Source organism: Streptomyces sp. NPDC044033 (genome assembly GCF_056434425.1).
On the sequence record NZ_JBWKFF010000022.1, the window covers coordinates 133,618 to 151,198 of the forward strand.

16 protein-coding genes, 3 pseudogenes and 1 riboswitch are annotated in these 17,581 nt (G+C 69.2%); of the genes and pseudogenes, 6 read left to right on the top strand and 13 right to left on the bottom strand.

The genetic code is table 11. From position 1 onward, the window contains the following. Positions 1–291: 291 nt before the first annotated feature. The 8 genes and pseudogenes from AC07AB_RS31965 to AC07AB_RS32000 form a co-directional block, all read right to left on the bottom strand. A pseudogene (locus AC07AB_RS31965) lies at positions 292–381 on the bottom strand (IS5/IS1182 family transposase); the annotation flags it as partial. After that, positions 364–543: pseudogene (locus AC07AB_RS31970) on the bottom strand (helix-turn-helix domain-containing protein); the annotation flags it as partial. The pseudogenes AC07AB_RS31965 and AC07AB_RS31970, both read right to left, overlap by 18 nt. 36 nt (positions 544–579) lie before the next feature. Next, entirely contained in the window at positions 580–1,026 is a 447-nt protein-coding gene (locus tag AC07AB_RS31975; RefSeq protein ID WP_478574285.1) for a prealbumin-like fold domain-containing protein, read from the bottom strand. Then, entirely contained in the window at positions 1,014–1,610 is a 597-nt protein-coding gene (locus tag AC07AB_RS31980; RefSeq protein WP_478574342.1) for an MSCRAMM family protein, read from the bottom strand. The genes AC07AB_RS31975 and AC07AB_RS31980 overlap by 13 nt, the downstream gene beginning before the upstream one ends. Beyond that, on the bottom strand, positions 1,597–2,187 hold the full coding sequence (locus AC07AB_RS31985) for an Ig-like domain-containing protein (protein ID WP_478574288.1): 591 nt from the start codon (positions 2,185–2,187) through the stop codon (positions 1,597–1,599). Before AC07AB_RS31985 ends, AC07AB_RS31980 begins: the two co-directional genes overlap by 14 nt. A 333-nt stretch (positions 2,188–2,520) precedes the next feature. Continuing rightward, on the bottom strand, positions 2,521–3,096 hold the full coding sequence (locus AC07AB_RS31990; RefSeq protein WP_478574291.1) for a hypothetical protein: 576 nt from the start codon (positions 3,094–3,096) through the stop codon (positions 2,521–2,523). Positions 3,097–3,415: 319 nt separating this feature from the next. Further along, a pseudogene (locus AC07AB_RS31995) lies at positions 3,416–3,993 on the bottom strand (winged helix-turn-helix domain-containing protein); the annotation flags it as partial. A gap of 238 nt (positions 3,994–4,231) precedes the next feature. Next, positions 4,232–4,654, bottom strand: a complete 423-nt coding sequence (locus AC07AB_RS32000) for a hypothetical protein (protein WP_478574294.1) — start codon at positions 4,652–4,654, stop codon at positions 4,232–4,234. Between the two features lie 525 nt (positions 4,655–5,179). On the opposite strand from AC07AB_RS32000, the gene AC07AB_RS32005 reads away from it, so the two are divergent. Next, positions 5,180–5,512, top strand: coding sequence for a tyrosine-type recombinase/integrase (locus AC07AB_RS32005; protein ID WP_478574297.1), 333 nt, complete (start codon positions 5,180–5,182; stop codon positions 5,510–5,512). A 96-nt stretch (positions 5,513–5,608) separates the two neighbouring features. Here AC07AB_RS32005 and AC07AB_RS32010 read toward each other — a convergent pair whose 3' ends face one another. The 4 genes from AC07AB_RS32010 to gcvT all read right to left on the bottom strand — a co-directional run bounded on the left by AC07AB_RS32010 (position 5,609) and on the right by gcvT (position 10,072). Further along, the gene (locus tag AC07AB_RS32010) at positions 5,609–6,991 is read right to left on the bottom strand and encodes an L-serine ammonia-lyase (RefSeq protein ID WP_478574300.1); all 1,383 of its coding nucleotides are present in this window, start codon (positions 6,989–6,991) and stop codon (positions 5,609–5,611) included. 189 nt (positions 6,992–7,180) lie between these two features. Next, entirely contained in the window at positions 7,181–8,449 is a 1,269-nt protein-coding gene (gene glyA / locus AC07AB_RS32015; protein WP_478574303.1) for a serine hydroxymethyltransferase, read from the bottom strand. A gap of 43 nt (positions 8,450–8,492) precedes the next feature. Then, entirely contained in the window at positions 8,493–8,867 is a 375-nt protein-coding gene (gene gcvH, locus AC07AB_RS32020) for a glycine cleavage system protein GcvH (RefSeq protein ID WP_478574306.1), read from the bottom strand. An 86-nt stretch (positions 8,868–8,953) separates the two neighbouring features. Then, positions 8,954–10,072 carry a glycine cleavage system aminomethyltransferase GcvT gene (gene gcvT, locus AC07AB_RS32025; RefSeq protein WP_478574309.1) on the bottom strand — a complete coding sequence of 373 codons (1,119 nt, stop codon included), beginning with the start codon at positions 10,070–10,072 and terminating at the stop codon, positions 8,954–8,956. Between the two features lie 172 nt (positions 10,073–10,244). Beyond that, a riboswitch (glycine riboswitch) is annotated at positions 10,245–10,343 on the bottom strand. Between the two features lie 162 nt (positions 10,344–10,505). Between gcvT and AC07AB_RS32030 the strand changes: the two genes are divergently transcribed. Next, entirely contained in the window at positions 10,506–11,198 is a 693-nt protein-coding gene (locus AC07AB_RS32030) for an AAA family ATPase (RefSeq protein ID WP_478574312.1), read from the top strand. A gap of 378 nt (positions 11,199–11,576) precedes the next feature. On the opposite strand, the gene AC07AB_RS32035 is transcribed toward AC07AB_RS32030, so the two are convergent. Beyond that, positions 11,577–12,281, bottom strand: coding sequence for a hypothetical protein (locus tag AC07AB_RS32035; protein WP_478574315.1), 705 nt, complete (start codon positions 12,279–12,281; stop codon positions 11,577–11,579). 220 nt (positions 12,282–12,501) lie between these two features. Between AC07AB_RS32035 and AC07AB_RS32040 the strand changes: the two genes are divergently transcribed. The 4 genes from AC07AB_RS32040 (at position 12,502) to AC07AB_RS32055 (ending at position 17,403) form a co-directional block, all read left to right on the top strand. Then, positions 12,502–13,269 carry an enhanced serine sensitivity protein SseB gene (locus AC07AB_RS32040; RefSeq protein WP_478574318.1) on the top strand — a complete coding sequence of 256 codons (768 nt, stop codon included), beginning with the start codon at positions 12,502–12,504 and terminating at the stop codon, positions 13,267–13,269. Between the two features lie 144 nt (positions 13,270–13,413). Next, complete coding sequence (locus AC07AB_RS32045) at positions 13,414–14,172, top strand: enhanced serine sensitivity protein SseB C-terminal domain-containing protein (RefSeq protein ID WP_478574345.1); 759 nt, start codon at positions 13,414–13,416, stop codon at positions 14,170–14,172. Between the two features lie 294 nt (positions 14,173–14,466). Beyond that, entirely contained in the window at positions 14,467–15,465 is a 999-nt protein-coding gene (locus AC07AB_RS32050) for an ABC transporter permease (protein ID WP_478574321.1), read from the top strand. A 171-nt stretch (positions 15,466–15,636) separates the two neighbouring features. Beyond that, entirely contained in the window at positions 15,637–17,403 is a 1,767-nt protein-coding gene (locus AC07AB_RS32055) for an ABC transporter substrate-binding protein (RefSeq protein WP_478574324.1), read from the top strand. Positions 17,404–17,581 lie beyond the last annotated feature (178 nt).

The window sequence follows — 17,581 nt, forward strand, 5'->3', positions numbered from 1 at the left end:
CTCCCCCGGTGAACGACCCGCGCGCACCCGGCTGACGACCGACCGTGACGTACGGATCTGCACGACGTGCGGAACCGACGAAGCGGTTCGCGAATCGGTAGGGAAGCCGCCAGTTCCGTTTGATGACTGGCCACTCCTGCCCAGCTGACTAAATACGCCAAGCCGTGCCTCTGCTCCCCGGCCCTCAGCGGTACGGGCCTTACTGAAGGAGCAGCGAGAACACGCCGAGGGCCAAGCCATCGTCGCCGCGAACGTGCCTCCTCCTGCGGCCAATGCGGCTAAGGAGTCCTTTCAGAAAGCTGGGAGTCTGCGGGTGAGGATCATGCAGTGGGCGAGTCGGAGGAAGGCGTCGTGGATGTCGTCCCGTGTCTCCCAGCGGGTGAAGGGCTTGCCCAGCACGGTGGGGCGGGTGGTGGCCGTCTGGACGACGAAGTCCTCGTCGTCACCGCTCAGCAGGCGGCGGGGACGGCCTCCCGCCCACTGAGGGTCCAGGCATGCGGGCCCGATCTCGTTGAAGCGGTGGATCACGTCACGGACGGTGTGAGCTTCCCCCGGGATGCGGAGGATGTTGCCAGAGGGTCAGACGGGACTCATCTCGGCCCCGGTCTTGGCCAGGGAGCCCGAGGCGGGAGTATCCGGCGGCGTGCCGCCTCCCTTCGCCGCCGGCGGAGGGGGCGAGCCCGGCTTGGACGGGGTCGGCGTAGGCGGAGTGGTTGGCGTCGGGGTCTTGCTGTCCTGAGCCCGTACGGTCACCTCCGCATCCGCCCGAGCGGTGAAGCTGATCGGCTTGACGATCTTGTCGTAGCCCTCCGGCGCCTTGGTCTCCGTGAGGAGGTACTCGATGCCGGACTCGACTGTGGCGTCCAGCTTGATCGGCTGGGACTTGCCATCAGCACCCGTCGTGCCCGAAGCGACCTCCGTTCCCGGGACCTTGGCACCGGACGGATCGACCTTGACCGTCGAGACGTCGAAGCCCATGCCGCCCAGGGCCCTGCCACTCGCCTTGTCGGTCTTCAGCACGCGCATGGTCGCGGGATCGGGTCGTTGGTCAGCGTCAGGTTGACCATGACGCCGGCCTGGGCCATGAACCGTTCTGGAGCGCTGTTCAGCTGGTAGTGCGTCGGGGCCTTGATCTCCTTGGCCCAGTACGCGTCACCCGCCTTCACGTCCACGCCGAGCTTGATCTTCGCCAGGCCGTCCTTACCCGTGGTCACATTCGCGATCTTCCTGCCGGGCTGGTGCTCCCTGGAGGCGTTCGTGGCGTCCGCGTCGATCTCGATCACCGCGTTGACCAGCGGCTTGCCCGTGGCCTTGTCCACCTTCTTCAGGACGAGTTCGGCTTCCTTGAACGGGTCGATGACCGTGATGGGCTTCGCCGAGCCGGACTGGCCAGCAATGATCAACACATCCTGGTCGGGCACGAGTTCGTGAACCGTGTCTCCTGTCGAGGTCTCGTGCAGCCGGTACTTACCCGGCGCCAGGCCCTCGAAAGTCAGAACACCATCCTTGGTCGTCTTGCCTTCCTCGACCACTTTCCCGGTGGAGTCCAGGAGCTGGAAAGCGACGCCGAACAGGCGCGCCCCCTCGGGATCACTCTTATGGATCTCCAGGCCGCCGGTGGCGGGCTTGACCGGTGACGGCCGCGGAGCCCTGAGCTGTCGCCTTGTCCCCGGCCAGAAGCATCCGCTGTGCGCGGGTGTCGTGAGGGGCCAGCGTCTTCAGCTGTGATCCAGGCAAGCCGCTGGCAGCGCCCTTGACCGTGGCCGTGCCAGCCTTCGACGGCGTGAACGTCCAGGTGGCCCGGCCGTCGGTGCCAGTGGTGACGCTGCCGTTCGACGAGCCCGCACCGAGGCCCACCTTGACGCCGGGCACCCGCTCTCCGGACAACTTGGAGGTGACATCCACGTCCACCGTCACGGTCGTGCCTTCGGCGGCTTCCGGTGTCTTCGGTCGGACATGCAGCTCGTACGGACCCGCAAGCCGTTTCGCTTCAGGGAGGTAACCCAGCGCCAGTGATCGTGAGCTGGGGGACACGTTGGGATACGACAGGCGAGTCTTGCCGCGCGAGCTATTGATTCCGTAGGTGCCTCCCGCGAGCAGCTCGTACGTGGCCGCATCCACGGCCGCAGCTCGCGAATCGGAGCGCGTTTGGCCGTACTTTCCGATGATGTACGAGGCGTAGGCCACGTTGGCGTCAGGGACGCGCTGACCGGTTTCCGAAGAGGTCCACTGGGAAACCGGCTTGGGCCCGAAGTACCCGTCGGCCGAGTCGGGACCACGCCGGGAAGGATCAGCGCAGTACGTCTCACTGTCGCCCCAGACTCGAAGTCGTACACCTGCTTGTGGAAGCCCTGGATGCCGTAGAGCAGACTCCGGGTATGCGAAATCTGCGCGACCCAAAAACGCCTATAGCGTTGGTCGCGCAGAAAGTCTGGCAGGGGTACGGGAAGAACTCGAACCCGAATTAATGCAGGAAGTTGCTTCCCGGAAGTAAATTCCTGCATCGCTACGTAACCACTGTCACTTCCAAGCACGTTCGACGGTGACAGAGTTGGATACTGTCTCGACGCCTGCCGGGAGTTCGAACGCGCAGCCGTCATGCAGGTTGGCCAACAACTCCTGCTCCTGGCCGCTGGTGACCCTCAGGTAGTACATAGCGCGCTTGGAGTGGAGTTCGGACTCCTGGATGTCGCGCGTCGTGGTGTACGTCCTCGCCTCCTGCCCTGGCGCGATCGGATCACGTGGGCAGTAGACAGTGTGCTCTGTTCCCGGGTCACCGAAGTTGTCCAACTGCGCTACCAAGTAATACTTCGTCCCCTTACTTGGCGGGCAGTTCAACGTGGCTGTCGTTTGAAAGGTACTGCCGGCTTTTTCCGGCGCGCTGAGCTGTATGGCTGGGAAGGGGCACTTGCTGCTGGACGAGCTCGGGGTTACGGATGTTCCATGGCTCCTTGGTTCCCTGTCCTCACCACCAGTAGTGAGGACCCCGACGACCACAGCAGCGACAGCCGCGATCACAGCCGCAATGACGACCTGCCATGAGTCCAGCCGGAAGCGGAGACGTCGGTCTCTCGGAGCCTGAGGAGTGGAATTCATGGTTCCCCCTGTGTTGGTTAGATACAGAGGAGACGGCCCGCTTACTTGTGTAAGTTGCTATGAGGTGAAGTGAATTTTAAGCGGACGAAGAAAGGGGCCATGTGGCCGTCCCTCCGCGTATCGCGTGTAGTACATGCCGCAGTCGCAGGTATCCCGCTTGCCGTAGCGGCGATCAGATAACCTTGGCTAATTGGTAACGCGTAGTGGTGGTCCGGCCGAGCCCCATCCTCCTCCCAGTCTGGTGCGAGGATGGGGCTCGGGCGCGGACAGCCGCGTCGATTACACCTCTTCGGCGGCTTCCAAAACACGTTCAATCTGCACCCCGCCCCCGGACCACGGGCGTCTGGCCGACACGGCCCCAGGTCCTGGCCCGTGGCGGCCTCAGCGATTGACTGGCCTCGTCCTCGCAGACGATCCATGCCTCACGGGCCGCCGCGGTGCCTTTACCCGCGGCCACACATCCTTCTTCCACAACTCCACCGCGTCATTGTCGCGTTCGATCGCTCGCCGGGCCGGCTGCTGCCGCGACCAGCCATGTCGCCTGAGCAGCCGCCACGTGCCCTCCACGGTGTAGCTGACGTGGAACAATCGCCCGATCGACGTCTTTACCCTTGCCAGAGCCCACCGCTGGTCCGCCCATCCATGAGCTAGCGGACCACGTTCCAACTCCCGCTCCCTCCTGGCCACCTGCTCACCGGACAGTCTCGGTCGACCAGGTGAACCCTTCGACCGGACACCCTCCCGGCTCTGCTCCCGCCACTGCCGACGCCGACGTTCCACAGACCGCTCACTCACCCGCAGTGCGGCAGCGATCTCTCTGTTCTTCGCGCCAACCTCGAAGTGACCGACTGCCTCCAGCCGGGTCAGCTCCCTTGCAGCCTTCTTGGCGTCGGTCAGGCCGCTGCCCTACGCGTATCTCACGGACCACAGCTACCGGCTCGACCCAGACACTGTCAGGCGCGCGACCCGACATCACCCAATCAAGTTCAGTAGTTTTCTTGGGCAGGGGTGCTTGGGGAAAGGTGCCGGGTCGCGACGCCCAGCCAGAGCGCCGCCTGCCCCGCGAGCAAGAGCGGGGCGCACACGCTGTACGACAGGACCAACTCGTGGCGAGCAGGTGTGACCGTGATGCCGCTCAGGAGCACGTGGTCGAAGGGGAGCAGTCGGCGGGCGCCAGGGCAGAGGTGATGCGGAGGCCGTCAGAGGTGAGGACGACGCGGGCAGAGGTGAGGTCGCGCCGGCGCTCCTGCGCCTCTGCCTCCGCTTGTTGGCGGCGTCGGGCATCGAGCCGGTGGTTGGGAACCCACTGGCGGCCGAAGGTGGGGTGAGTCTCGAGATACCCCGCCCCCTGCTGGTAGACGACATCGGTGGCATAGAGCCGAGCCGTTCCGCATGCGACGTCCGCGTACGCCATCTCGCCCGGTTCGAGCATCAGCCCCGGTACGGGAATCGGGGACAGGGCACCGCCGGCCTGAAGGTGCAGCGCGAGCCCGGCCGCTGCCTGTTCCGCCTCGTACCGGGCAGCCGCGTCCGCTGCATTGTCTCGGCGTCGTCGCACGGCCATTCCTTCCTGGTCATCGCCCGACGCGGCTGCTGGGACGGATCCAATCCTTGCAGCAGCCGTGAGGGATTCATCTTCGAAATGAGATCACCAGGGTGCGCTGGCGCTACCAGCGGGAGCAGACCTCCTTGCCTCCTCCGCTTCCTTTCGCAGCGTCGCGACCAGTTCGCCGAGCCTGTCATTGCTGATCGCCGTATGAGCGCGGACCGGCTCTTTGATCGTGTCCCGGCTGATCCGTCCGGCCTGCCGAGAAGCCTCCCGTGCGATAGGCAACAACTCTGCCAGCCACTCGTCAACGGCCTCCCGATCCTCGGACGCATCCCCGCCGTCCGGGACGGGGTCTGGTCCCTCACCTGACAGACCGCCCGCTGCCCGCGCAACGGGAGAAACTTCCCCCTCAGGATTGTCAGAAGCGGGCTTGTCGTCCGGAGGAGTTTCACCGTCCGGACGGAGTGGTCCGCGCTGTCCGTCCGGGCCGATCTCCCCGCGGTCCCGGCCGTCCGCGCCCCGCGCCCAACCGCGGTGGAACCGCAGGAGGGCCTCGTTCGCTGCTTCGTCGGCCTCGACCGAGGACGTCGTACGGGCCTTGCTCTGGCCGCGGCCGGGGTCATCGCCGAACGTGATACGGCGGCCAAGGGGTCAGGGTATGAGTCCTCGCGCGAGAACGGCTTTCATGTCCTGCGCCATACCTTCGCGACCGCTCAGCTCAGGTTCGGCGTGAGCATCGTGGCCGTGTCGCGGTGGCTCGGGCACAAGGATCCAGCGTTCACGCTGCGTAAGTATGTGCACTTCTTGCCCGCTGACGATGAGTGCGGGCGTCAGGCGATGCAGATGTGGTGGCCGAAAGCCGCATGATCGCTGAAACTCCCTGGAGACCCCTTGGCGGCCGAACTCCCGCCACGCGCGTGCATGACGGGAGTCAACGACCGTTCCGGGGTTATCGCAGGTCAATCAGCATTCGATGACGTTGACCGCCAGCCCGCCCCGAGCCGTCTCCTTGTATTTGACCTTCATGTCGGCCCCCGTCTCCTTCATGGTCTTGATGACCTTGTCGAGGGAGACATGGTGGCGGCCGTCGCCGCGCAAGGCCATGCGGGCCGCCGTGACCGCCTTGACCGCGGCCATGCCGTTGCGCTCGATGCAGGGGATCTGCACGAGGCCGCCGACCGGGTCGCAGGTGAGGCCGAGGTTGTGTTCCATGCCGATCTCGGCGGCGTTCTCGACCTGCTCGGGGGAGCCGCCCAGGACCTCGGCGAGGCCGCCCGCGGCCATGGAGCAGGCGGAGCCGACCTCGCCCTGGCAGCCGACCTCGGCGCCGGAGATGGAGGCGTTCTCCTTGAAGAGCATGCCGATGGCGCTCGCGGCCAGCAGGAAGCGGACGACGCCTTCCTCGTCCGCGCCGGGCACGAAGTTCACGTAGTAGTGCAGGACGGCGGGGATGATGCCGGCGGCGCCGTTGGTGGGGGCGGTGACCACGCGGCCGCCCGCGGCGTTCTCCTCGTTGACGGCCATGGCGTAGAGGGTGGTCCACTCCATGGCGCGGGCCGCCGGTTCACCCTCGGCGCGCAATTGGCGGGCGGAGTTGGCGGCGCGGCGGCGGACCCGGAGGCCGCCCGGCAGGATGCCCTCGCGGGACATGCCGCGCGATACGCACGCCTGCATGACGCCCCAGATCTCCAGCAGGCCGGCGCGGATCTCGTCCTCCGTGCGCCACGCCTTCTCGTTCTCCAGCATCAGGGCCGAGATCGACAGGCCCGTCTCCTGGGAGCGGCGGAGCAGCTCGTCGCCGGTGCGGAAAGGATACTTCAGGACCGTGTCATCGAGCTTGATGCGGTCCTCGCCGACCGCGTCCTCGTCCACGACGAAGCCGCCGCCCACCGAGTAGTAGGTCTTCTCCAGGAGCGGCAGGCCCTCCTCGTCGTACGCGAAGAGGGTCATGCCGTTGGCGTGGTACGGCAGCGAGCGGCGGCGGTGCAGGATGAGCTGGTGGGGCTCGTCGAAGTCGATCTCGTGGGTGTCGCCGATCTCCGCGCCGAGCAGCCGCAGCCGCTTGGTCCGCCGGATGCGGTCGACTTCGTCGTCCGCGGTCTCGACGGGCACGCTCCGCGGGGAGTGGCCCTCCAGACCGAGGAGTACGGCCTTGGGGGTGCCGTGGCCGTGCCCGGTCGCGCCGAGGGAGCCGAAGAGTTCGGCCCGTACGGACGTGGTGTGGGCGAGCACGCCTTCGTTCTTGAGCCGGCGCGCGAACATTCGGGCCGCGCGCATGGGGCCGACCGTATGGGAACTGGACGGACCGATGCCTATGGAGAAGAGATCGAAGACGGAGATGGCCACGGTGGCGGACCCCTTGTCTGCTCGTGGTGGGTGGTGCGGGCACTGCTGGGGCCGCGGGATGGCGCCCTGGTGAGGGGCGCCGTGCGGCGCTGGTGCTGCGCCGTGACGGGGCGCATGGGACGGGGCACCGGTGCACTGTTCTGCTTCCAGTGTGCGCGGTGCCCCGTACTCGCGGGTTGATCAGTTACTTCACGCGGACTTCAGACCCGGGTACAGCGGGTGCTTGGCGGCGAGGGCCGTGACCCGGCCGCGCAGCTCCGCCGCGTCGTAGGACGGCTTGAGCGCCGCGGCGATGATCTCCGCGACCTCGGTGAAGTCCTCGGCCCCGAAGCCGCGGGTGGCCAGCGCCGGGGTGCCGATCCGCAGGCCCGAGGTGACCATCGGGGGGCGCGGGTCGTTCGGGACGGCGTTGCGGTTGACCGTGATGCCGACCTCGTGGAGCCGGTCCTCGGCCTGCTGGCCGTCCAGCTCGCTGTTGCGCAGGTCCACCAGGACCAGGTGCACGTCCGTGCCGCCGGACAGTACGGACACGCCGTGCTCGGTGACGTCCGACCGGGTCAGGCGCTCGGCGAGGATGCGGGCGCCGTCCAGCGTGCGCTGCTGGCGCTCCTTGAACTCGTCGGTCGCCGCGACCTTGAAGGACACCGCCTTGGCCGCGATCACGTGCTCCAGCGGGCCGCCCTGCTGGCCGGGGAAGACCGCAGAGTTGATCTTCTTGGCCAGCTCCTGGGTGGACAGGATCACGCCGCCGCGCGGACCGCCGAGGGTCTTGTGCGTGGTGGTGGTGGTCACATGGGCGTGCGGCACCGGGTTGGGGTGCAGCCCCGCGGCCACCAGGCCGGCGAAGTGGGCCATGTCCACCATCAGGTACGCGCCGACCGCGTCGGCGATCTTGCGGAAGGCCGCGAAGTCGAGCTGGCGGGGGTACGCGGACCAGCCGGCCACGATCAGCTTCGGGCGGGCCTCCTTGGCGAGCCGCTCGACCTCGGCCATGTCGACCTGGCCGGTCTCGTCGTCGACGTGGTACGCGACCACGTTGTAGAGCTTGCCGGAGAAGTTGATCTTCATGCCGTGGGTCAGGTGCCCGCCGTGCGCGAGGTTCAGACCCATGATCGTGTCACCGGGCTTGAGCAGCGCGAACATCGCGGCGGCGTTGGCCTGCGCGCCGGAGTGCGGCTGCACATTGGCGTGCTCGGCGCCGAAGAGCGCCTTGACCCGGTCGATCGCGATCTGCTCGACCACGTCGACGTGCTCGCAGCCGCCGTAGTAGCGGCGGCCGGGGTACCCCTCGGCGTACTTGTTGGTGAGGACGGAGCCCTGCGCCTCCATGACCGCGACCGGAGCGAAGTTCTCCGAGGCGATCATTTCGAGGGTGGACTGCTGGCGGTCGAGTTCGGCGTCGACAGCGGCGGCGACGTCGGGGTCGAGCTCATGGAGGGAGCTGTTCAGCAGAGACATGAGTTCTTCCTGGGAAGCGGAGGGCGGAGGGCGTACGGGCGGGCTAGCCCGCGAAGGCGGTGTACTCGTCGGCGGTCAGCAGCACCGCCGGCTCGTCCGTGATCTTCACCTTGAACAGCCAGCCGCCCTCGAAGGGGGCGGAGTTCACCAGCGACGGGTCGTCCACGACGTCCTGGTTGGCCTCGACGACCTCGCCCGTCACGGGGGCGTACAGGTCGCTGACCGACTTCGTCGACTCCAGCTCACCGCAGGTCTCGCCCGCCGTGACGCTGTCGCCGATCGCGGGAAGCTGCGCGTAGACCACATCGCCGAGCGCGTTGGCCGCGAACTCGGTGATGCCGACCGTCGCGACGCCGTCATCGGCGGTCGACAGCCACTCGTGCTCCTTGGTGTAACGCAGCTGCTGGGGGTTGCTCATGACTCGATTCTCCTGGATACGCGTGGGTGCTTGTGCAACGGGTCTTGACACGTGAGACGCGACGGGCGCGGCGGTACGGGTCCCGGTCAGCGCTGACGCTTGTAGAAGGGCAGCGCGACCACCTCGTACGGCTCGTGGCTGCCGCGGATGTCCACGCTCACCCCGGCCGTACCGGGCTCGGCGTGCGCCGCGTCCACATAGGCGATGGCGATCGGCTTGCCGAGCGTGGGGGAGGGGGCGCCCGAGGTGACCTCGCCGATCACCGAGCCGTCGCTCGCCACCACCGGGAATCCGGCGCGCGGCACCCGGCGCCCCTCGGCGATCAGCCCGACCAGCTTGCGCGGAGCCGCCGCCTCGGCCTTCTCGGCCGCCGCGGTCAGCGCCGCGCGGCCCACGAAGTCGCCCGCCTTCTCGAACTTCACGACCCGGCCCAGCCCCGCGTCGAACGGCGTCGTCGCCGCGGTCAGCTCGTGCCCGTACAGCGGCATGCCCGCCTCCAGGCGCAGCGTGTCCCGGCAGGACAGCCCCGCCGGTACGAGCCCCGCGCCCGCGCCCGCCTCGGTCAGCGCCTGCCACAGTCGCTCGGCGTCCGACGGCCGGACGAACAGCTCGAAGCCGTCCTCGCCGGTGTAGCCGGTACGGGCGATCAGCGCGGACACCCCCGCGACCGTGCCCGGCAGCCCCGCGTAGTACTTCAGCCCGTCCAGGTCCGCGTCGGTGAGCGACTTCAGGATGCCCGCGGACTCCGGGCCCTGCATGGCCAGCAGCGCGTAGGCGTCGCGGTCGTCCCGTACGGACGCCTCGAAGCCGGCCGCGCGCTCGGTCAGCGCGTCCAGCACCACCTGGGCGTTGGACGCGTTGGCGACGACCATGAACTCCTGCTCGCCGAGGCGGTAGACGATCAGGTCGTCGAGGATGCCGCCCTCGGCGTCGCAGATCATGGTGTACCGGGCGCGGCCCACGGCGACCTTGCCGATGTTGCCGACCAGGGCGTAGTCGAGGGCGTCGGCGGCCTGCGGGCCGGTCAGCGTGATCTCGCCCATGTGGGAGAGGTCGAAGAGCCCGGCCCGGCCGCGGACGGCGAGGTGCTCGTCGCGCTCGCTCGCGTAGCGCAGCGGCATGTCCCAGCCCGCGAAGTCGGTCATGGTCGCGCCGAGCGCGCGATGCGTCGCGTCGAGCGCGGTACGGCGAGGGGAATCGGTCATGTTTCAGGCTCCCGGGCTGACGGTGGCGAGTTCTTGGAAGAAGCACACGAAGAACGCGCCTCCCCATCTGTCATCGGAACCTGAGAGGTTCACCAGGAGGCCCGGCCGGGCCCCTCGGCTTGCACCTTGGGTGGGACCGCCGATGGCACGGCGGCCCGCTTTTCAGATCTGCCTCGCCTGCGCGGTACGGGGCCTGAGAGATTCAAGGGAGGACTTGCTCCTTCGGCGCCCGGTGCACGGAGCGTGACCGGGACTCTCCCGCGCGGACTACGAGCGGCCGATATGCAGTTTGCGGGCACATCATCGCATGCGACGGTCCGCTGTAAACCCCCGGACGGGCGGCCGATCGTTTTGGCCCGCCCTTGAAGCGCATTACCTTTTCTTGACACTCTTCGGGTAGCCCGCAGTGACCGGACCGGGGAGGACGATCACCGTGCACGCGCAACGTACGTATCCGAGGCCGGCGTTGCCCGGCCCCCGGCGGCCCCCGGCCGCGGCCGCGGTCGCGGACCTGCGCGGCACGGCGACCGCCCACGAGCTGAGATTCCCCGTCGGCGACCTGCTCGTCGTCTCCGGCCTGCCGGGCAGCGGCAAGTCCACCCTCATCCGGCGGGCGGTGCCGGGGCTGGACGCCCGCGGCGGGATCGTCTGGCGCGTCGACTCGCAGGACGCCCGCGACCGCTGGGCGCGCCGGATGCCGGCGTACGTGCCGTACGGGCTCTACCGCCCGCTGGTCCGGCTCTCCCACTACACGGGGCTGCGGCGCGCGCTCCACTCGGGCACGAGCGTGGTCGTGCACGACTGCGGCACGCTCGCCTGGGTGCGCCACTGGCTGGCGCGCGACGCCAGACGGCGGGGCGTCGCGCTACGGCTGCTGATCATGGACGTACCGGTCGCGGAGGCCTTGACGGGGCAGGCCCAGCGGGGGCGCCGGGTCTCCGCGTACGCCTTCGCGCGCCACTGCCGGGCCGTGGCGCGGCTGGTGGCGGCGGTGGAGTCCGGCCGCCTCCCGGTCGGCACCGCCTCGGCGATCCTCCTGGACCGGCCCGCGGGTGACGCGTTACGGGCGATCCGGTTCGGCCGGATCGCCGAGGCGGTGCCGGGGCCTGGTGCCGGTGGTCCGTAGCGGCTGGGTGGTGGGGTCGGGCTCGGGTGCTGGGGTGGGTCGTTCGTAGGCGTTGGATTGCCGGGGCGTTGTGAGCCCGGCGGTCGTCCGTGGACTGCGCGGGTCACGGTGGTGGTGCCGGGGGCCCGTAGGCGCCCGGGTCACGGAGTCGGGCTCGGGCGCTGGAGCGGGCCACTCGTAGCTGTCGGATCACCGAAGCGTTTCGGGCCCGGCACCGGGGCCCGTAACCGTCCGGATCACCGAGGTGGGCCCGGGCGGCGGGACGGGCGCTCGTAGTCGTCGGATCGCCGAAGCGGTTACGGGCCCGCCGCCGGGCGCCCCTGAACCGCCGGGCGGCCCGGTGCCGCCCGGCGGTCGGTGCGGTGTCCCCGCCGCGCGTTACGCCGACCGGCCGGGAGCCTTCGGCGCGGCGGCCGGGGGCTTCTGGAGGCCGGGGAGGTCCGGGGCGGGGAGGCCGCCGCCGAGGACCATGCTCGCCACGACGTTCACCGTGGCGGCCAGCGTGGCCTTCAGGGCCGCCGCGGTGCCGGCCGGGCTGCCCGCGACGGTGGTCCTCAGCAACGCGTTGACCTTGGCCTGGAGGTCGGTGGCGGCCTTGGCCACCAGCTCCGGGCCGGCCTTCGACGGCGCGCCCTGCTGCCCGGCCGCGGGCGCGGCCGGCGCCTTGGCGTCGGTCGGGTCGACCGGCGCGGCCGGTTTCTTCGGCACCTTCGGTGCCTCCGGCACGCTCGGCGCAGCGGGCGCCTTCGCCGCCGCCGTGATCTTGGCGAGGGCCTCCTTGACCGCCTCCGCGTGCTTCGCGGCCTCCGGGGTCGGCAGCTTGCCGCCCGGCGCCTTCAGCACCGCGTTGACGAGGCCGGTCACCGGCTTGAGGGCGGCGGCCAGGTCGCCCAACCGCTCGGTCTGGCCCGCCAGCGCGTCCGCCCCCGGGATCGGGGCCACGGCCGCCGCCCCCGCCGGGTGCGGGGTGCCGCCGTGCGCGGTCGCGAGGGCCGCTCCGGAGGCGCCGAACGCCAGCGCGCCGCACACGACGGACGAGACGACCGCGCCGGTCTTCCGGGGCATCTTCCGGGACGTGCGCATAGGGGGCTTCCCTTCGTGGTGCGTACAAGGTGTCCGACCACCGTGCTGAGGACGGGTACGTTCCGCAACTCGCCGACTACCCGGGGTGCACCCCGGTCCAAGTTCCATCGCCCCCGCCTGACCTGGGTGTTCGTCAAGGAATTCGGCGGCACCCGAGGAACGTGGGGCATGCAGCCGTTAGGGTTCGGATGCGGCTTTGTCGAGACGGCGGTTGGACGGAATGAGCATCCCGGAGAGTTACGAATACACCCAGGCCCAGGGCTGGCCCGCCAATGAACTCGAAGAGGTGCTCGCCGCCTCCCTGGGGGTGGCGGGGGCCGGCGCGCGCATCGTCGAGGTGCTGAGCCGCAGCCTGCTGTGGATTCCGCTGCCCAACGGCGGCCACCCGGACAGCCGCGAGCTCGATCTGCCGACCCTGGAGATCGACGGCGGCGCGTACGTCCCGGTGTTCAGCTCCGAGCAGCAGTTCCGGCTGATCACCGGCGACCGGATGCCGTGCACCGTCGCACCGGCCGTCGAGTTCGCCCGCGGCCTGCCCCCGCAGCTGGGCATCGCGGTGAACCCGGACGGCGCCGTCGGCGTCCCGCTGCCGCCGCCCGCCGTCGCGGAGCTGTGCCGCGGCGGGCACGGCCCGCTGGACGGACCCGCCACCGGCGGCCGGGTGCGGCTCTACGAACCCGACTGGCAGGAAGAACCGGTCGACTTCCTGGCCGCCGCCGGGCTGGAGTTCGCCGCCGCCGGGCTGGTGCGGACCGCCCGGCGCGTCCTGGCCTGCGTGGAGACCGACGCCCCGGCGCTGTTCGTCGGCGTCGAACTCGACCTGCCCGACGACGCCGGCCGCGCCGCCGCGCTCGACGCCCTCGGGCGCGCGCTGCACACGGTCCCGGTGCCCTGGCCCGTGCAGATGGTCTTCCTCGACCTCGCCCAGGACCCGGTCGGGGAGTGGCTGAGCGAGCGCGTCCGGCCGTTCTACGACCGTGACCTGTGACTGACCCGCGGCAGGGCGGTACGGGCTCGTAAGCTGGTTGGATGACCGGGCGGGGTGCACTGGCGCGCCCCGAAGCGGGGCAGAGACGGCCGAGGGAAAGGGCGGACCCAGGTGAGCGCGGGCGCGGAGAGCGGCGTGGAGCAGATGCTGCGCCAAGTGGCGCCCGGCCGGTACGACGCCTACGAGGCGCTGCTGCACGCCATCGCCGACGGTCAGGTGTGGATGCTGCTCTGGCACGGCCAGGCCGGCTCGCCCGACGCCCAGTACGGGAACATGGAGGTCGACAGCCTCGGCTACGCGCCATGCGTGACCTCCGCCCCGGAGCTCGCCGCCAGCGGGTGGAACCGCGCCCATGAGGTGGTCGGCGGCCGCGCCATCGCCGCCTCGCTCTTCCCCGACCGCTGGGGCCTGTGGCTCAACCCGCACGCGCCGGGCGGCGGCGTCGGCATCCCCTGGCTCGACCTGCGGCGCGTCGCGGGCGGCCTGGAGCGGCTGCCCGCCGGGCCGCTGCGGCTGAGTGAGCCGGCCATCGAGATCCCCCAGTTCTATGCCCTGCTGGGGCAGAACGCGCACCGTACGCCCGTGGTCCGGGCGCTGCGCCGGGCCTGGGTGCAGCCCGCGCTGGGCGCGCCGTATCTGGCCATCGGGCTCGATCTGTACGACACGTCCCAGCCGGCCGTCGACTCGGTGCGGCTGATGATGCAGCAGTCGGTGGGCGTGGTGCCGGAGGGGCTGCCGGTGTCCACGGTGTCGATGTCGGACGAGCACGACCCGGTCGCGATGTGGATGCGGGCCAACGCGCGGCCGTTCTTCGACCGCGACGCGTACGGCGCCGGAGCGCCCGCGCCCACGGCCGGTTACGGCTATCCGCCGCCGCAGGGCCGTCAGGCCGGAGCGTACTGACACCAACTGGACAAACTGTCCTTGTAGTTACTGATCCGCTCATGGATCACGACTGTCCGTATAACGGAACCTCCCTACACACATCACGGTTACGCATCCATTGCCGGTCAGGTCTGGCGGGTGATCGCGGGCCCGTTGAAGACTCCCCGGAACAAGCAGAGTCGGTTCTGTGTGCGACCTGCTCCGCGTGAACTTCCCGCGCCTTCAGCACCATTCGCAGCACCTGATGTGAACCAAGCCGCGTCGGCGGCAGCGTGGGCCGGCTATCGCCGGTCGAGAGGGGTCCCCCAGACGATGACGGCACCATTGCACGACACGAGCGCGGCCGAGACCGCCGCCGTCGATGTCGCGGCCGGCGTCCCGGCGAAAGCCATCGAGGGCCGTTCCCCGTGGCGTATCGCCTGGGTGCGGCTCAAGCGCGACAAGCTGGCCCTGGCCGGCGGGGTCGTCGTGCTGCTGCTCATCCTGATCGCGGTGTTCGCGCCGCTGATCGTGGACCTGTTCGGGCATCCGCCGAACAACTTCCACGAGGACCAGATCGACCCGCTCTTCGGCACCCCCAAGGGCTCCTGGGGCGGGATCAATTCGGACTTCCTCTTCGGGGTCGAGCCGGTCAACGGCCGCGATGTGTTCAGCCGGGTGATCTACGGAGCCCGGGTCTCGCTGCTGGTGGCGTTCCTCGCCGCCGTGGTCGCCGTCGCCGTCGGCACGGTCTTCGGCATCGTCGCCGGCTACTTCGGCGGCTGGGTCGACGCCATCATCAGCCGCGTGATGGACGTCCTCCTCGCCTTCCCGCAGCTGCTCTTCATCATCGCCCTGGTCTCCGTGGTGCCGAACTCCCTCTTCGGTTTCAGCGGTTCGGGCGTGCGCATGGGCGTGCTGATCGTGGTGATCGGGTTCTTCGGCTGGCCGTACGTGGGCCGGATCGTGCGAGGCCAGACCCTCTCGCTCAGAGAGCGCGAGTACGTGGAGGCGGCGCGCAGCCTGGGCGCCGGACGCGCGTACATCCTCTTCCGCGAACTGCTGCCCAACCTGGTGGCGCCGATCACCGTGTACGCCACGCTGATGATCCCCACCAACGTGCTCACCGAGGCCGCCCTCAGCTTCCTCGGCGCGGGCGTCAAGCAGCCGACCGCTTCCTGGGGGCAGATGCTCTCCGCGGCCGTCACCACGTACGAGTCCGACCCCATGTTCATGGTCATTCCGGGGCTCGCCATCTTCGCCACCGTGCTGGCCTTCAACCTCTTCGGCGACGGCGTGCGTGACGCCCTCGACCCGAAGGGCTCGCGCTGACCCTCGCAGAACGCCGTCGAGCCGAGGGCCCGCGGCACAGAACCCCACAGCAGTACCCGCAGCAGCACCCATGACGACCCGGACGAGCAACACAACTGATTCCTCGTCAGGAGTTCATCCCCGAACAGCCGGTCCTCCCCGGGCCGAGAATCTCACGGAGGTCGCGACAACGTGACAACTCATCGCATTCCGAGGCGCAGACTGGCCGCCGGATCGGCCTTCGTGGTCGCGGCGCTGGTGTCCACCACCGCCTGCGGCGGGGGCGGCGGCTCCAGCACCAGCGGCAAGGCGCCGGGCTTCAACGCGGGCGTGGGCCATGTCGCCAGCACCTCCGCCAAGAAGGGCGGCGAGCTGAAGTTCATCGGCACGCAGGACGCCGACTCCTGGGACCCGCAGCGTGGCTACTACGGCTTCATGTGGGACTTCGCCCGCTACTACACCCGCACCCTGGTGACCCCGAAGCCCGCCCCGGGCGCGGCCAGCTCCGAGCTGGTCCCGGACATGGCCACCGACACCGGCCAGATCTCGCCCGACAAGAAGACCTACACCTTCAAGCTGCGCCCCGACCTGACCTGGGAGGACGGCAAGCCCGTCACCAGCCAGGACATCAAGTACGGCATCGAGCGCACCTGGGCCAAGGAGAAGATCACCGGCGGCCCGACCTGGATCCAGCAGGTCCTCGACCCGGACCTGAACTACAAGGGCCCGTACAAGGACACCAGCAAGGACAAGCTGGGCCTGAAGCAGATCGAGACGCCGGACGCGAACACCATCGTCTTCAAGCTGCCGAGCCCCAACGGCGACTTCCTCCAGATGCTGGCGCTGCCCGCCGCCGCCCCGGTCCGCCAGGACAAGGACACCGGCGAGAAGTACGGCCTCAAGCCCTTCTCCAACGGCCCGTACAAGTTCGCGTCCTACACGCCGAACAAGGGCCTGGAGCTCGTCCGCAACGACAAGTGGAAGAAGACCTCGGACTCCGTCCGCAAGGCGCTGCCGGACAAGGTCTCGGTCAAGCTCACCACCAACGCCGATGACATGGACAACAAGCTCATCTCCGGTGAGTACGACATCGACATCAACGCGACCGGGATGGGTTCGGCGGGCCGCCAGAAGGCGCTGCAGAGCCACAAGGCCAACGTCGACAACCCGCAGACCGGGTTCATCCGCTACGCCGCGTTCCCCAAGACGGTCAAGCCGTTCGACAACATCCACTGCCGCAAGGCGGTCATCTACGCCGCCGACCACACCTCGCTGCAGACCGCGCGCGGCGGCCCGATGGCGGGCGGCGACCTCGGCACCAGCATGCTGCCGCCGGCCGTCAAGGGGTACGACCCGAAGTTCGACCCGTACAACATCAAGCAGGGCAAGCCGGACCTGGCCAAGGCCAAGGACGAGATGAAGCAGTGCGACAAGCCGAACGGCTTCGCCACCACGATCGCGGTGCGCAACAACAAGCCGCCGGAGATCGCCACCGCCACGTCGCTCCAGGCATCGCTCGCCAAGGTCGGCATCAAGGCCCAGATCGACGAGTACGACGGCGCCCAGTACGCGGGCATCATCGGCGCCCCCGCCAACGTCCTGCGGAAGAACTACGGCATCATCATCCAGGGCTGGGGCTCCGACTTCCCCACCGGCCAGGGCTTCCTCCAGCCGATCTCCGACGGCAAGTTCATCCAGCCGACCGGTAACCAGAACTACCCCCTGCTGGACGACCCCGAGGTCAACAAGTTCTTCGACCAGGGCAACGCCGAGACCGACCCGAACAAGGCCGCCGAGTTCTACGCGAAGGCCAACGAGAAGGTCATGAACGACGCCTGGTACCTGCCGTTCACCTACGAGAAGAACGTCATCTGGCGCTCCTCGCGACTGACCAACATCTACACGGCCGACTCCTACAACGGCCGCTACGACTACGCCTCGCTGGGCGTGACCAAGTGATCGTCCGTCCGCTCCACCGGCACACCCGCCGCTAGGCCCGAAGGGCAGGTGAGGGCCGCGCGTGGTGGGGGGGGGGGGGGAGGGAGGGGTTGGGGGGGGGGGGGGGGGGGACCACAACATAGCCCACAACGGACTCTCCTCCCTCTCTCGCGTTGCGTTCCTCGTCTCCTTTTCTGTT

Coding starts and splice junctions, on each gene's coding strand:
- AC07AB_RS31975 (WP_478574285.1), bottom strand. CDS start 1,026: ATGCGCGTGCTGAAGACCGACAAGGCGAGTGGCAGGGCCCTGGGCGGC.
- AC07AB_RS31990 (WP_478574291.1), bottom strand. CDS start 3,096: ATGAATTCCACTCCTCAGGCTCCGAGAGACCGACGTCTCCGCTTCCGG.
- glyA (WP_478574303.1), bottom strand. CDS start 8,449: ATGTCTCTGCTGAACAGCTCCCTCCATGAGCTCGACCCCGACGTCGCC.
- gcvH (WP_478574306.1), bottom strand. CDS start 8,867: ATGAGCAACCCCCAGCAGCTGCGTTACACCAAGGAGCACGAGTGGCTG.
- gcvT (WP_478574309.1), bottom strand. CDS start 10,072: ATGACCGATTCCCCTCGCCGTACCGCGCTCGACGCGACGCATCGCGCG.
- AC07AB_RS32035 (WP_478574315.1), bottom strand. CDS start 12,281: ATGCGCACGTCCCGGAAGATGCCCCGGAAGACCGGCGCGGTCGTCTCG.
- AC07AB_RS32040 (WP_478574318.1), top strand. CDS start 12,502: ATGAGCATCCCGGAGAGTTACGAATACACCCAGGCCCAGGGCTGGCCC.
- AC07AB_RS32045 (WP_478574345.1), top strand. CDS start 13,414: ATGCTGCGCCAAGTGGCGCCCGGCCGGTACGACGCCTACGAGGCGCTG.
- AC07AB_RS32050 (WP_478574321.1), top strand. CDS start 14,467: ATGACGGCACCATTGCACGACACGAGCGCGGCCGAGACCGCCGCCGTC.